Here is a 14278-nt window from a genome sequence, read left to right as displayed (position 1 = left end):
GATTGTCATCGGATGACAGTTGTCCGCAGTGGGCGCGTACCTTGATCGGAATGTCTTGCAGCGCTCACCGGCCGCGCATAGCCTACCGTCCAGTAGAGATCTCGTGGACGGCCCGCGGCCCCCTGTCGTCGCATTCAGGACGGATATTCGCCTATGAAGATCACTCCGCGCGTGGTCCACGGTAAGGCCGCGCGGTACGTCACGGGAATCACGGTCGTGGCCGCCGTCGCGGTCATTCCCGGGGCGAGTGCCGTAGCCGACACACGGGCCATTGACGTCGACATGCGGTACGTCTGCGGTTTTCCCTCGGCAATGCAACCGGTGCGGGTGCGGGTGCAGGGGCTCGTTCCGATCACCGGCGCGCCGGGCAAGGCGTTCCGTCCCCAGAAGGTGGCGGTGACCGCCACGCTGCCGCCGCGCGCGGTCGGCGACCTCAAGGCGCTGGGGGCCGCGTCGCTGACCGGGTCCTTCGATCTTCAGACCCGGGCCCACGGACAGGGGGCGCCCAGGCCGCTCACCTGGGCCGGGCTCAAGGCGCCCGCCACGGTGATCGGCGGGAACGGGGCGCTGGCGCTGCGCGCGGTCGGCGAGGTGCCGGCGGTGCCGGGAGCGCGCAGCGGGGTCGTCTCGCTGGTCACCGACGCGCTCCGGCTCACCCTGACGGTCCGTGGGGCCGACGGCCGGGCGCCGAGTCCGGCCGCCATGGGCGTGGCCTGCACGCCGGCACAGAACCAGAACACCACGATCGCCCTCGTGCCGATCGGCGAGAAGCCGCGCCGGGGCGCACCCCCGGCCGGGAACGCCCAGGCCCTTCCGACGCCGAACGCCCCGCTTTGCCCGTACCCCTATCCGAGCGACGTCTATAACCCCGACATTCCGTTGCCGTCGTACCCGCAGGGCTCCATCATCACCAAGGCACCGGACAGCGGGTGCGCCCTCATGAACAGCTACAGCACCATCAAGAAGCTGAAGGGATCGGCGCGCATCATCGGTCAGGCGTCCGTTCGGGCGGGCCTGGAGCAGATCGAGAACTTCGACATTCCGTACCCCCACTATCTGCAGAACCGTTCCACGGCGGTGGCGAATTTCCAGCCGATGGAGACGACGTTCCTGGCCTTCGGGTTCATGCCGGTGACGGCGACGATGGAACTCACCCAGGTCGCCAAGCGGCCCGGCGGCAATGTCAACATGCACGTCGTCTCCCGCGGGGCCTGGCAGCTCAATCCCCAGTTCCCGGACCATGTCCTGGAGACGGAGGCCACCGGCTTCGTGTCGGCGAGACTGCGCGACGTCAAGGTCAACGGCGTTCCGCTGGCGGTGGGCGACCGTTGCCGGACCGCCAGGCCCATCAAGCTCGCCGTCAAGGGCTACAGTTCGCGGCTGCCGGGATACAACATCACCAACGGCGGCTGGCTGGACGGGCAGGTGGAGATCCCGCCGTTCAGCGGCTGCGGCGTGACCGAGGACCTGGACGAGGTGTTCACCGCCGCGGTGTCCGGCCCGGGGAACGCGGTGCGGGTGCTCCAGGGCCCGGCGTGCTTCCCCGCGCAGGCGGGCCAGAACCCCTCGCTGCCCTGCCCGTCCATCGAGTACGGCTGGACGATCAAGCCCGGCGGGAAATGGAAGGCCGTGGACCCTCAACTCCAGGTGACCTCGCTGACGGGCGCGCTCTCCCTGCAGTGCCGGGCGGAGATCCGCGGGACCCTCCAGTCCGGGCGCCACCTCTCCTACACCGAGATCGGACGGCTCGACTCGTTCACCGCCGACTGCGAGGACGTGAGCGGCGACGACTTCACGATCGAGTTCAGCGATCCGCAGCGCCTCGACCTCGCGGTCGGGTCCCTGCCGCCCTCGTCGATCAGGTTCGGCAACCCGACGCGGAAGCTCGCCCTAAAATTCTCCGGACCCGGGTGCGCCTTCGTGGTGAACGAATTCTTCGACTTCGGCGACTTCACCTTCGACACCACGACTCAGATGTTCTCCGTCGCGCCCCTGCTGTGGGTGGACGAGGCGCCCGGGAGCGACTGCGGTCAGAAGCTCTCGTTCGAGCCGGGCGGGTTCGCCTGGATGAATCTGACGGGGGCCTTCGGCATCACTCCGCATCAGCAGATCACCTTCCCGTGACGAGCGGCGGGCTCCGCGTACCGCACGCGTGAGCCCGTCCGGACGGCCCGCACACGTCGTACGCCCCCCGCCCTCGGTGCGTACGACGTGCGGCCGTATCCGGGTGGGTCGAAAAGGCATTTCAGCTCCGCTCGCATGGGCGGATAATTGCGGGCGGTGCGATGTCCTGGCTCGCCTACTTCACCGTCGCCTCCGCGCCCCCGACGGTCGTGACCCTGCGTCATTGGCGGGCCGGCCGAGTGCTCACCCGAGCACAATCGGTCCTCCCCGATTGTCGCGCGAAGACAAATAATGCGGCCTCCCCGGCACTCCGCAACGGCATTCTCGGATGTGGTCTTGTTCCGGCCGTGGGGAGGGAGTAGCTTCCGAGACGAATTGCCCGTGCGTTTGAATATGCGGTGATTCTGCGGCGCGTAGTGCACTGCACGGTGGGCGTGAACCGGTGTGGGGCCGGCCGCCCGGTGGAGAACAAGGAGGTTTCATCGATGGCGCGTGTGTTCAATTCCTCGGGAATCCGGAAGACGGCGGGCGCCCTGGCGGCCACGGCGTTGGCGGCGGGCGCGATGGTCGCCGGCGCCGCTCCCGCGAGCGCCGACACGGTGCTGGCGGTCACCTATCCGGTGACCGACGCGAGTTCCACCTACATCAACTCCACCGACTCGACCGTGAAGCTCGGTCCCGGCGAGATGAAGGCCAGGCTCACCCTGGAGACCGGCGCGCTGGAGTCCGACCTGGTCCTGCCGCCGGCCCGGGGCGAGTTCAAGCAGTTCGGGGTGATCCCGGTGGGGGTGACGATCACCCTGCTGCCGACCGGCCCCGCGGTCGGACAGGCCGACCCGAACACGGGCGCCATCACGGCCACCGCGAAGGCGCACATCAAGCTGAGCAACCTGGTGGTCGCCGGCATCCCGACGCCGATCGGCAGCTACTGCAAGACGGAGACGCCCGCGACCATCCCGGTCGCCTCCGAGGCCGGCTGGGACGTCGTCCAGGGCGGCACGCTCAGCGGGACCTACACCATCCCGAAGTTCGAGCACTGCCTGCTCGCCACACCGCTGATCAACCTGATCGTCCCCGGGGCCGGCAACAAGGTGAGCCTGAAGCTCGGCCCGGGCGTGTTCCCGAGCTGACCGTACTGGCCCGCCCAGGGCCGCAGGTGTGACGACGACGGGCCCGCCCCCACGGCGGGCCCGTCGCGCGTTGCCGGGTCGCGCACGGGGCCATGCCCGTTCGTCGAAGTGTGACGCAGCGTGACGGGATCGGCGCTACAAGTGCCTCATGCGCGTCCACGGCGTTCGCGGGATCATCCTCGTCACGCTCCTCACGGGCCTCCTCGCCCCGGCCCCTGCCTCAGCGGACGGCCCGCCCCCCGGTCGGGCCCGTTCCCCCCAGGAGTGCGCCGAACGGCTCGACTGCGGCCTGGCCGAGCTGTCCGCGATGACGATGCCGCAGCGGCTCGCTCTCCTTCGCGCCCTCCAGAGCGGCCCCGCGCAGCGCTTCCAGGACGGCTTCGCCAACTGGAACGCGATCGCGTCGGTCATCGAGCTGTTCATGGCGAACGGCATGGGCGCCCGAGGAAGCTGGGTCTCCTATGCGAACGCCGCCGTCCTGGAGGGCATCGTGCGCGGCCTGGCGCTGGCGTCGGGGCTGAGCGGGGACGACGGCGGCAATCCCGGCGCCCGCCGTTGGGCGCGTTATCTCATCGATCTGAGGGCCGGGCGGCTGGACGTCAAGGCGTACCACAATCGTTCCTGGGGGATCGCCGAACAGGAGTCCGTGGACTGGGGCGTGCTCCCGGTCAACAATCCCGCGGCGCCCCGGCGGGAAGAGGCGACGCTGTACGCCGCCAGCGTCGGATATCGCCTGGTGCTCCGCCACGAACCGACCATCGTGCTCGTCCTGCGCATCATTGATCAGCCCCACCTTTCACGCTGCCACCACTGGCTCACCGACGTCACCAATCCCACCCCGCTGCGCGTCGGCGGGCAGTTCTTCGTGGCCCTCGGCCGAGCCCCCGCCGACGTCCCGGGCGTGGCCGCCGCGCTCGCCCAGGTGGCCGCCCGGTACCCCGAGTGCGCCCGGGGCGGTTCGGCCGCGACCTTCTGATCATCTGTTCGTGACCATTCCGCGATCTCGAATGCTAATTGATCGATAAATTGCGATGACCGGTTGTCATTGAGTGATAATTCTTTCGCGGGAGTGTTCCGGGTCACGTCTTATGCTTGAGTCCGTCGTGTTGCACAAGTAGCGTACCGGCCAGTAGTGATCATATGGCCGGGCCGCCGCCGCACAAAAGCATTCCGGCTCGACCTGCGGCGTCATTGAATTGCGGGCGGTGCGATGGGAATCGAAGTGGTCGTGGAGGGGCTCTCCAAGTCCTTCGGCCGGCAGACGATCTGGCAGGACGTCTCGCTCACCCTGCCGGCCGGCGAGGTCAGCGTCATGCTGGGGCCCTCGGGCACCGGCAAGACGGTCTTCCTGAAATCACTGATCGGCCTGATCAAACCCGAGCGCGGCCGGGTGATGATCAATGGCGTGGACATGGTGAGCAGTTCCGAAAGGCGACTGCACGAGGTCCGCAAGCTCTTCGGGATCATGTTCCAGGACGGTGCGCTGTTCGGCTCGCTCAACCTGTTCGAGAACATCGCCTTCCCGCTGCGCGAGCACACCAGGAAGAAGGAGTCCGAGATCCGGCGCATCGTGCTGGAGAAGATGGACATGGTGGGCCTGGCGGGGGCCGAGGGCAAGCTGCCCGGCGAGATCTCCGGCGGCATGCGCAAGCGCGCCGGACTGGCCCGCGCGCTGGTCCTGGACCCGCAGATCATCCTGTGCGACGAGCCGGACTCCGGCCTCGACCCGGTCCGCACCGCCTACCTGTCACAGCTCCTCATCGACCTGAACGCGCAGATCGACGCGACCATGCTCATCGTCACCCACAACATCGACATCGCCTCGACCGTGCCCGACAACATGGGCATGCTGTTCCGCCGCAACCTGGTCACGTTCGGGCCCCGCGAGGTGCTGCTGACCAGCGAGGAGCCGGTGGTGTCGCAGTTCCTGCGGGGCCGCCGGGTCGGGCCCATCGGCATGTCCGAGGAGAAGGACGCCGCGACCATGGCGCTGGAGCAGGCGCGGGCCGCCGAGGAGGACGAGGACGACGACCCCTTCACGATCCCGCGCCAGCTCCGACCGAGCCCCGGGCTGCCGCCCCGGCAGGGCGCGGCCCGCCGCCGGGAACGGGTGCTGTCACTGATCCACCAGCTCCCTGTGCCCGCCCAGCAGGCCGTCCTGGAGAACCTCAACGCCGAGACCCTGCACGCGGCGACCGCCGCCGGGCGACGGGGCCCCGGCGCGCCGGGCGCGGTCGCCCCCGCCCAACCCACCATGGCGCCCGCACCCGCCCGACCCGGCGCCGCCCCCTCCCAGCCCGGCGCCGCCCCGGCCCGACCCGACCCGGCGCCCCCTGGCCGGGCCGTTCCGCCGACGGCTCCACCCGGGCATCGGCTGCTCCCGCCGGACATGCAGCCGCCCTCGACCGGCGGGGGACCGCGATGACGACGCCGCAGTACAACCTCCTCGGCGTCGGCGCGCTGCGCGAGACCGGGAAGCTGTTCGCGCTCGCCGGGGCCGTGACACGCGGGGTCTTCCGGCGCCCGTTCCAGGTCCGGGAGCTGATCGAGCAGTTCTGGTTCATCGCCAGCGTCACCATCCTGCCGACCGCGCTGGTCTCGATCCCGTTCGGCGCGGTCATCGCGTTGCAGGTCGGGTCGCTGGCGCAGCAGCTCGGCGCGCAGTCGTTCACCGGCGCGGCCAGCGTGCTGGCGGTCATCCAGCAGGCCAGCCCGCTGATCGTGGCGCTGCTGATCTCCGGTGCGGGCGGCTCGGCGATCTGCGCCGACATCGGCTCGCGAAAGATCCGCGAGGAGATCGACGCGATGACGGTGATGGGCGTCTCGCCGATCCAACGGCTGATCGTCCCCCGCGTGCTGGCCTGCATGGCGGTGGCCCTGCTGCTGAACGGGCTGGTCTCGGTGGTCGGCGTGGTCGGCGGCTACTTCTTCAACGTGATCATGCAGGGCGGCACCCCGGGCGCGTACCTGGCCAGCTTCTCGGCCCTGGCCCAACTGCCCGACCTGTACATCAGCGAGCTCAAGGCGCTGATCTTCGGCTTCATCGCCGGGGTGGTGGCCGCCCACCGCGGGCTCAACCCGCGCGGCGGACCCAAGGGGGTCGGGGACGCGGTCAACCAGTCGGTGGTCATCGCGTTCATGCTCCTGTTCTTCGTCAACGTCGTGCTCACGGCCATCTACCTGCAGGTCGTGCCCCCGAAGGGAAGCTGAGCCACGATGAGCCTCACCGCTGACGGCAAGGTGGGCCGGCGGCTCGACCGCCGCCTGTCCTGGCTGGACACGCTGGGCGACCAGGTCGTGTTCTACGTGCGGGCGCTGTTGTGGGTGCCCAAGGCCACCTACCGGTACTCCCGGGAGATCCGCCGCCTGCTCGCCGAGGTCAGCTTCGGCAGCGGGGCGCTCGGCGTCATCGGCGGAACGATCGGCGTCATGGTCTTCATGACCCTGGCCACCGGCACCGTGGTGGGCCTGCAGGGGTACGCGGCCCTGAACCAGATCGGGACGTCGGCGTTCACCGGGTTCGTGTCCGCCTACTTCAACACCCGGGAGATCGCGCCCCTGGTCGCCGGGCTGGCGCTGTCGGCGACCGTCGGGGCGGGCTTCACCGCCCAGCTCGGCGCGATGCGGATCAACGAGGAGGTCGACGCGCTGGAGGGCATGGGCATCTCCAGCGTCCCCTACCTGGTCACCACGCGGATCATCGCCGGCTTCGTGGCGATCATCCCGCTGTACGGGATGGGGCTGCTCAGCTCGTACATCGCCTCCCGGTACGTCACCACGCTCTACAACGGGCAGTCGGTCGGCACCTACGACCACTACTTCGACCTGTTCCTGTCGCCGATCGACGTCGTGTGGTCGTTCGGCAAGGTCATGGTCTTCAGCGTGATGGTCATCCTGGCGCACTGCTATTACGGCTTTCGCGCCACGGGCGGTCCCGCCGGGGTCGGCGTGGCCGTCGGGCGCGCGGTGCGGACGGCGATCGTGGTCATCAGCCTCACCGACTTCTTCCTCAGCCTGGCGATCTGGGGCGCCACGACGACCGTGAAGGTGGCGGGCTGATGCACGAGGGCGGACTGTTCAAGACCGGCCGCAGGCTGCTCGGCCTCGCGTTCGCACTGGTGATCGTGCTGCTGATCTGGCTGTCGGTGGCCATCTACCAGAAGAAGTTCACCGCCGCCGACATCGTCACGCTGCACACGTCCAGCGCGGGCAACGAGATGCACCCGCAGGCCGACGTGAAGCTGCGCGGGGTGGTGGTCGGCCAGGTCCGCGAGATCGAGGCGAACGGCGCGGGGGCCCGGCTGACGCTGGCGTTCAAGCCCGGCATGCTCCGGCACGTCCCCGCCGACGTGACCGCGCAGATGCTGCCGACCACGCTGTTCGGCGCCCGGTACGTGGCGCTGATCCCGCCCGCCGCCCCCTCGCCGCGGCCCCTGACCGCCGGCACCGTCATCAGCCAGGACCGCAGCAGCAACGCGGTCGAGCTGGAGCAGGTGCTGGAGAACGTCCTGCCGCTGCTGACGGCGGTCAAGCCGGAACGGCTCGCCGCCACCCTCAACGCCGTCGCGGAGGCGCTGGACGGGCGGGGCGCCCAACTCGGGCAGACGATGGTGCAGCTCGACGCGTACCTGAAGAAGTTCAACCCGTACCTCCCGCAGATGAACCGCGACCTGCGGCGGCTGGTGCAGCTCACCCACGACTACGCCGACGTGGCACCCGACTTCCTGGACGCGCTGGAGGACTTCGCGGTGACCAGCCGCACCCTCGTCGAACAGCGCGCCAACCTCGGCCGGATGTACGGGACGGTGACGGAGGCGTCGCGGATCTATGAGGAGTGGCTCCGCAACAACAGCGAGAACCTCATCCTCCTGGCGCGCAACAGCCGGCCGTCGCTGGAGCTGATGGCCCGGTACTCGCCGTCGTGGCCGTGCACGCTGCGGATGCTACGCGACTTCGTCCCGTCGATGGACCGGGCGCTGGGCAAGGGCACCAAGAAGCCCGGCCTGTCGGTCACCGTCAACGTGACGCAGTCCCGGGGCCGGTACCTGCCCGGCAAGGACAGGCCCGTCTACCGGCCGGGCAAGGGCCCCCGCTGCTACTCCGTCCCGTACGACGGCATCGGCCACGCCCCGGACGGCTCCGGGTCCGGCGGGGGAGGCGTGTCGCCGGCCCCCGTGCCCGTCGGCGCCCCCGGCCCGCGCGGCCTGGGCACGCCCAACTCTCCCGAGGAGAACCAGATCCTCAACGAACTGCTCGCACCGCAGCTCGGCCGCCCGCACACCGAACTGCCCGACTGGAGCAGCGTGCTGGTGGGCCCGATCTACCGGGGCACGGAGGTGACGCTCAAGTGAGACGCAGGAGCATCGCCGGGCCGCTGTCGAAGTCCCTCGCGTTCATCGTCGTCACCGTGCTGGCCACCGCCGTGCTGGCGATCAGCATCGCCAACACCGGCGTGGGCGACACGGTCTCGTACCGGGCGCGGTTCATCGACACCACCGGGCTGATCGTCGGGGACAGCGTCCGGATCGCCGGGGTCCGCGTCGGCCAGGTGGAGAAGATCCGGGTGGTGGACCGCAGGTTCGCCGAGGTCCGCTTCAACGTGGAACGCGACCGGCCGCTGCCCGCCGCGACGACCGCGCGGATCAAGTACCTCAACATGGTCGGCCAGCGGTTCGTCGAACTCGGCAGGGGCGAGGGCCAGATCGCCGGGAACGCCGCCACGCTGCGGCCCGGGGACACCATCCCGGTGCAGCGGACCAGCCCGGCGCTCGACCTGACCCAGTTGTTCGACGGGTTCCAGCCGCTGTTCCAGGCGCTGTCGCCGAACGACGTCAACAAGCTCGCCGGCGAGCTGATCCAGGTCTTCCAGGGCGAGGGCGCCACGGTGGAGAGCCTGATCGCCACCGTGGGCTCGCTGACCAACACGCTGGCGTCCAAGGACCGGGTGATCGGCCAGGTCATCGACAACCTCGCCACCGTGGTCGAGACGGTCAACGCGCGCGAGGGCGAGTTCGTCGGACTCGTCACCACGCTGCGTCGGCTCGTCCAGGGGTTCGCCTCGGACCGGAAGGTGTTCGGCGAGGCGATCGTCTCGCTGGGCGACCTCGCGGAGACCACCGGCGACCTCCTCAAGGACGCCAGACCGCCGCTGCGGGAGAACATCCGGCAGCTCGGCCGGCTTTCGGACAACCTCGCCGACAGCACCCCGCTGGTGGAGAACTTCCTCCGGAAACTGCCCGTCAAGCTGCAGACGGTCGGCCGGATCGCCTCCTACGGCTCCTGGCTGAACTTCTACATGTGCGAGGCGAAGATCTCCGGCGTCGACTGGGACACCGGCGACGACTCGTGGTTCGGCCCGACGGCCCCGGGCCCGCCTCCCACGGGCATCACGCTGAAGGAACAGAGGTGCAAGGGATGAGGTCCATCCAGGAGCGCAACCCGGTGCCGATCGCCCTCGTCGGCCTGGTGATCGTGATCGCGCTCGGCCTGGTCGCGTACCGCGCGGACGACCTGCCGGTCCTCGGCGGCGGCACCACCTACACCGCGCACTTCAGCGAGGCCGCCGGGCTCACCACCGGCAGCGAGGTGCGGGTGGCCGGCGTGAAGGTCGGCAAGGTCACCGACGTGGAGCTGGACCGGACCCGGGTGCGGGTGTCGTTCCGGGTCAAGGACACCTGGATCGGCGACTCCAGCGGCGCGGCCATCGCGATCAAGACGCTGCTGGGCGACAAGTACCTGGCGATCAGCCCGCTCGGCGCCGCCGCCCAGAACCCCGACCTGACCATCCCGCTGAACCGCACCCGCGCGCCGTACGACGTCACCCAGGCGTTCCAGGACCTGGGCGCCACCGTCGGGCGACTGGACACGGTCAAGATCGCGCAGAGCCTGGAGGCCATCGCGACGACGTTCAAGGACACCTCCCCGGAGGTCCGCCACGCGCTCGACGGCCTGTCGGCGCTGTCGCGCACCATCTCCTCCAGGGACGACCGGCTCAAGCGGCTGCTGCTCGGGTCCGACCGGCTCACCGGCACCATCGCCGACCAGAACGACCAGTTCGAGACGCTGCTCAAGGACGGCAACCTGCTGCTGGAGGAGCTGAACCTGCGCCGGCAGGCGATCCACCGGCTGCTGACGGCCACCAGGGCGCTCGCCCGCGAGCTGATCGGCTTCGTGGACGACACCTGGATCCGACTGGAGCCCACCCTCAACGCCCTCGACCGGGTGACCACCGTGTTGGAGAAGAACCAGAAGCACCTCGACAAGGCCCTGTCGGTGGTCGGTCCCTACTACCGGCTGGTCGGCAACACCCTCGGCAACGGGCGGTGGACCGACGCCTACCTGTGCGGCCTGACGCCGAACGAGTACCTCGAGCCGGGCTCGTACCCCGAGAACGGCTGCATGCCGCCCAAGGTCGGAGGCCGGTCCTGATGGCGCACATCCCCCGCGAGCGGCTCGTCAACAGGACGGCCGGCGTCGTGCTCGCCCTGGTCGTCGCGATCGGCGTGACCGTCTACGCGCTGTGGCCGGAGGGCGGGAAACGGATCACCGCCCACTTCGACCGGACCGTCGGCGTCTACGCCGGGTCCGACGTCCGGGTGCTCGGCGTGCGGGTCGGCGAGATCGAGTCGGTCAGACCGGCGGGTCGCGAGGTCAGGGTCACGCTCCGGGTCGACGACGACGTCGAGATCCCGGCCGCCGCCAACGCGCTGGTGGTCGCGCCGAGCGTCGTCGCCGACCGGTACGTGCAACTCACCCCCGCCTACAACGGAGGCCCGCGGATCAGGGACGGCGCCGCGATCCCCAAGGCCAGGACGGCCGTCCCCGTCGAGGTCGACCAGTTGTACGAGAGCATCACCCGGCTCACCGACGCCCTCGGGCCGAACGGCGTCAACTCCACCGGGGCGCTGTCCGACGCGCTGCGCACCGGCGACGCCAACCTGCGCGGCAACGGCGAGGCGATGGCCGACATGATCCGCGAGTTCGGCCAGGCCACCAGGACGCTGTCGGGGACCAGCGACGAGTTCTTCGGCACGCTGGCGAACCTGCAGCGGTTCACCACCATGGTCAAGGCCAACGACTCCCAGGTGAGCCGGGCGTATCAGCAGCTCGCCGACATCAACGAGTACCTGGCCGCCGACCGCGACGAACTGGTCGCGGCGCTCTCCGAGCTGAGCACCGCGCTCAGGGCGGTCGAGCGGTGGCTCAAGAAGTACCGCCCGCTGCTGAAGACCAACGTGGACCGGCTCGCGAAGATCACCCAGGTGCTGGTCAGGCAGCGGGCCTCGCTGGCCGAGGCGCTGGACACCGCGCCGCTGGCCGCCGGCAACCTGCTGAACGCCTACGACCCCGTCAGCCGGTCGATCCTGGGTCGCGGCAACCTCAACGAGATCTCCTTCGGCTCCAAGCCCGGAGGCGTGGGACCGCAGCCGTCGAGCACCCTGTGCGGCACGGTCGCCGACGCGTCCGCGATGGGCGACCTGTGCCGCGCGCACGGGCTCGGCCCCCGCGACCTCGTGCCCGTCCCCGAGGGGGACGGCCGAACACTGCCGCCGATGCCGCTGCCCACCGTGGGCGACGTGTACGGCCCGTCCACCCGGAGGGAGGGCCGGTGAGACGCCGGATCGCACGCCGGATCAGCAGGACGGCCGTCGCCGCGCTCGCGATGACGATGCTCGCCGGATGCAGCGACGCGGGGTTCCGCGGGGTCTACGACCTGCCGCTGCCCGGAGGCGCCGACGTGGGCGACGACCCGTACGAGGTCACCGCCCAGTTCGACAACGTGCTCAGCCTGACGCCGCACGCGTCGGTACGGGTCAACGACGTGGCGGTCGGCCGGGTCACCGCCATCACGCTGCCCAAGGCGGGGTGGCAGGCCCAGGTGGCCATGGTGATCGACCGGGACGTCCGGCTGCCGGCCAACGCGGTGGCCCGGCTGGAGCAGTCCAGCCTGCTGGGCGAGAAGTACGTGCAGCTCGCCCCGCCGCCGCGGGGCACCGCGCGGGGCACGCTCGGCGACGGCGCGGTCATCCCGGTGGACCACACCAACCGCTACCCCGAGGTGGAGGAGATCTTCGGGGCCATGTCGATGCTGCTCAACGGGGGCGGCCTCGCCCAGATGCGGACCATCACCCGCGAGCTCAACCGGGCGCTGGAGGGCAACGAGCCGGAGATCCGCTCGATGCTGCGGCGGCTGAACGAGTTCACCTCCACCCTGGACGAGCACTCCGACGACATCACCGACGCCCTCGACGGGATCAACCGGCTGTCGGCGACGCTGAACGCCCGCCGCCGGCAGATCAACCTCGCCCTCGACGACCTCAGCCCCGGCCTCAAGGTCCTGGAGGACCAGCGCGGCCAGCTCATGACCATGCTCAAGGCCCTGGGCGACTTCGGGGACGTCATGCGGGACGTGCTCGACGAGTCCAAGGAGGACATGGTCGCCGACCTCAAGGCGCTGGCCCCGATCCTCCGGCGGCTGTCCGACGCCGGCCGGGCCCTGCCGCAGTCGCTGGAGGTGCTGCTCACCTATCCGTTCACCGACGAGGTGCTGAACGTGGTCAAGGGCGACTACCTCAACGTCTACCTGTCGGTCTCCGGCGCGGACGGGACCACGATCATCCCCCCGTTCGACCAGGGCGAGAAGCTCAAGGCGCCGAAGGACTGGGAGAAGGCGCTGAAACCCGCGCCGCTCCCGCTGCCGTCGGTGGGCACTCCCCGCACCACTCCGCGGACACCGCGGTCGGGAGGCGACAACTGATGCTGACCCTGGGCACCAGACTCAAGAACTACGCGTTCCTCGTGCTGAGCGTCACGGTCGTCGCCTACATCGGCATGCGCTACGCGGACCTGTCGCGCTATGTCGGCGTACGGGACTACTACGTCGTGCGCGTGGACATGGCCCAGACCGGCGGCCTCTACCCCAACGCCGACGTCACCTACCGAGGGGTGTCGGTCGGCCGGGTCGGACCGATGCGGCTGAGCGGGCAGGGCCTGCGCGCCGACCTGCACATCCAGCGGTCGGCGCCGAAGATCCCGTCCGAACTGCGCGCCGTCGTCGCGAACCTGTCGGCGGTGGGGGAGCAGTACATCGACCTGCGCCCGCAGACCCAGGACGGCCCGTACCTGCGGAACGGATCGGTGATCCCGCGGTCGATGACCGCCACACCCGCGCCGGTGACCACCATGCTCACCAGTCTCAACCGATTCGCCTCCTCCGTCCCGCTGGACTCGCTGCGGACCGTCGTGGACGAGTTCGGCAGGGCGTTCGAGGGGCAGGGCGGCAACCTCCAGGCGCTGATGGATACCACCAACGAGTACCTCACCGCCGCCGACATCGCCCTGCCGCAGACCACCAGGCTGATCGTCGACGCCGAGACGGTACTCCGCACGCAGAACGAGCAGGCCGCGGCGCTCAAGTCGTTCGCCCGCAACGCCGCCCTGTTCGCCGACCGGCTCGCCTCCGGCGACGCCCGTCTGCGCGAGCTGATCATCACCGCTCCGGAGGTCGCCGCCGAACTGGTGCGCGCCCTCCGCGACCTCGACCCCGGGCTGAGCGTCCTCGTCGCCAACCTGCTCACCACCTCGGACGTGGCGCTGACCCGGCAGCGGGGCCTGGAGGAGCTGATGGTCCGGCTGCCGCAGGCGGTCGCGGCGGGCTCCACGGCCATCACACCCCAGGGGGCCAACTTCGGGATGTCGCTCACGTTCTTCTCCCCGCTGCCGTGCGTGCGGGGCTACGAGGCCACGACCTACCGCAACGGCCTGAACACCTCGTCCGGCCCGCCGCTCAACCGGGCGGCGAGCTGCAAGTCCCCGGCCTCCAGCGGCGTCAACGTCCGCGGCTCCGCCAACGCCCCGAACGGCGGCGGCGTGCCCGAGGCGCGCAGACCCGGCTCCACCGACGCGTCCATCGGCGGCACCCTGGGCCTGCCCGGCGCGCTCGGGCTGCCCTCCGTACGGACGGGGGCGACCGACCTGAGCGGGCTGCTCGGACTGAGCGGGTGGGCGACCGTTGACTGAGGACA

At 70.2% G+C, this 14278-nt stretch carries 12 protein-coding genes; all 12 read left to right on the top strand.

Features of this window, described 5'->3' with window-relative positions:
* Positions 1-153: 153 nt before the first annotated feature.
* Positions 154-2124, top strand: coding sequence for a DUF6801 domain-containing protein (locus tag DFJ69_RS04610; protein ID WP_116021328.1), 1971 nt, complete (start codon positions 154-156; stop codon positions 2122-2124).
* A gap of 485 nt (positions 2125-2609) precedes the next feature.
* Positions 2610-3254: a hypothetical protein gene (locus tag DFJ69_RS04605; RefSeq protein WP_116021327.1), complete on the top strand. Its 645-nt coding sequence runs from the start codon at positions 2610-2612 to the stop codon at positions 3252-3254.
* A 148-nt stretch (positions 3255-3402) separates the two neighbouring features.
* A complete protein-coding gene (locus tag DFJ69_RS04600) occupies positions 3403-4230 on the top strand; it encodes a hypothetical protein (protein ID WP_116021326.1) in 828 nt (275 codons plus the stop codon).
* Between the two features lie 234 nt (positions 4231-4464).
* Complete coding sequence (locus DFJ69_RS04595) at positions 4465-5679, top strand: ABC transporter ATP-binding protein (protein WP_116021325.1); 1215 nt, start codon at positions 4465-4467, stop codon at positions 5677-5679.
* Complete coding sequence (locus DFJ69_RS04590; protein WP_116021324.1) at positions 5676-6464, top strand: MlaE family ABC transporter permease; 789 nt, start codon at positions 5676-5678, stop codon at positions 6462-6464. The genes DFJ69_RS04595 and DFJ69_RS04590 overlap by 4 nt, the downstream gene beginning before the upstream one ends.
* Before the next feature lie 6 nt (positions 6465-6470).
* Positions 6471-7313, top strand: a complete 843-nt coding sequence (locus DFJ69_RS04585) for an MlaE family ABC transporter permease (protein WP_116021323.1) — start codon at positions 6471-6473, stop codon at positions 7311-7313.
* Complete coding sequence (locus tag DFJ69_RS04580; protein WP_116021322.1) at positions 7313-8605, top strand: MCE family protein; 1293 nt, start codon at positions 7313-7315, stop codon at positions 8603-8605. The genes DFJ69_RS04585 and DFJ69_RS04580 overlap by 1 nt, the downstream gene beginning before the upstream one ends.
* The gene (locus tag DFJ69_RS04575; RefSeq protein ID WP_116021321.1) at positions 8602-9672 is read left to right on the top strand and encodes an MCE family protein; all 1071 of its coding nucleotides are present in this window, start codon (positions 8602-8604) and stop codon (positions 9670-9672) included. The genes DFJ69_RS04580 and DFJ69_RS04575 overlap by 4 nt, the downstream gene beginning before the upstream one ends.
* On the top strand, positions 9669-10682 hold the full coding sequence (locus DFJ69_RS04570) for an MCE family protein (RefSeq protein ID WP_116021320.1): 1014 nt from the start codon (positions 9669-9671) through the stop codon (positions 10680-10682). The genes DFJ69_RS04575 and DFJ69_RS04570 overlap by 4 nt, the downstream gene beginning before the upstream one ends.
* Positions 10682-11866, top strand: coding sequence for an MCE family protein (locus tag DFJ69_RS04565; RefSeq protein ID WP_116021319.1), 1185 nt, complete (start codon positions 10682-10684; stop codon positions 11864-11866). Before DFJ69_RS04570 ends, DFJ69_RS04565 begins: the two co-directional genes overlap by 1 nt.
* On the top strand, positions 11863-13011 hold the full coding sequence (locus DFJ69_RS04560; RefSeq protein ID WP_245974006.1) for an MCE family protein: 1149 nt from the start codon (positions 11863-11865) through the stop codon (positions 13009-13011). Before DFJ69_RS04565 ends, DFJ69_RS04560 begins: the two co-directional genes overlap by 4 nt.
* The gene (locus DFJ69_RS04555; RefSeq protein ID WP_116021318.1) at positions 13011-14273 is read left to right on the top strand and encodes an MCE family protein; all 1263 of its coding nucleotides are present in this window, start codon (positions 13011-13013) and stop codon (positions 14271-14273) included. The genes DFJ69_RS04560 and DFJ69_RS04555 overlap by 1 nt, the downstream gene beginning before the upstream one ends.
* The last annotated feature ends 5 nt before the right edge of the window (positions 14274-14278 follow it).

Origin of the sequence: Thermomonospora umbrina, assembly GCF_003386555.1 — a bacterium.
Lineage (GTDB): Bacteria > Actinomycetota > Actinomycetes > Streptosporangiales > Streptosporangiaceae > Thermomonospora > Thermomonospora umbrina.
The sequence above is the reverse complement of the archived record's forward strand: the minus strand, read 5'-3'. Positions and strand labels throughout refer to the sequence as shown.

Bases quoted from the DNA above. Each gene is read 5' to 3' on its own strand.
- DFJ69_RS04605 (WP_116021327.1), top strand. From the start codon at position 2,610: ATGGCGCGTGTGTTCAATTCCTCGGGAATCCGGAAGACGGCGGGCGCC.
- DFJ69_RS04595 (WP_116021325.1), top strand. From the start codon at position 4,465: ATGGGAATCGAAGTGGTCGTGGAGGGGCTCTCCAAGTCCTTCGGCCGG.
- DFJ69_RS04570 (WP_116021320.1), top strand. From the start codon at position 9,669: ATGAGGTCCATCCAGGAGCGCAACCCGGTGCCGATCGCCCTCGTCGGC.
- DFJ69_RS04610 (WP_116021328.1), top strand. From the start codon at position 154: ATGAAGATCACTCCGCGCGTGGTCCACGGTAAGGCCGCGCGGTACGTC.
- DFJ69_RS04565 (WP_116021319.1), top strand. From the start codon at position 10,682: ATGGCGCACATCCCCCGCGAGCGGCTCGTCAACAGGACGGCCGGCGTC.
- DFJ69_RS04600 (WP_116021326.1), top strand. From the start codon at position 3,403: ATGCGCGTCCACGGCGTTCGCGGGATCATCCTCGTCACGCTCCTCACG.
- DFJ69_RS04555 (WP_116021318.1), top strand. From the start codon at position 13,011: ATGCTGACCCTGGGCACCAGACTCAAGAACTACGCGTTCCTCGTGCTG.
- DFJ69_RS04585 (WP_116021323.1), top strand. From the start codon at position 6,471: ATGAGCCTCACCGCTGACGGCAAGGTGGGCCGGCGGCTCGACCGCCGC.
- DFJ69_RS04590 (WP_116021324.1), top strand. From the start codon at position 5,676: ATGACGACGCCGCAGTACAACCTCCTCGGCGTCGGCGCGCTGCGCGAG.
- DFJ69_RS04580 (WP_116021322.1), top strand. From the start codon at position 7,313: ATGCACGAGGGCGGACTGTTCAAGACCGGCCGCAGGCTGCTCGGCCTC.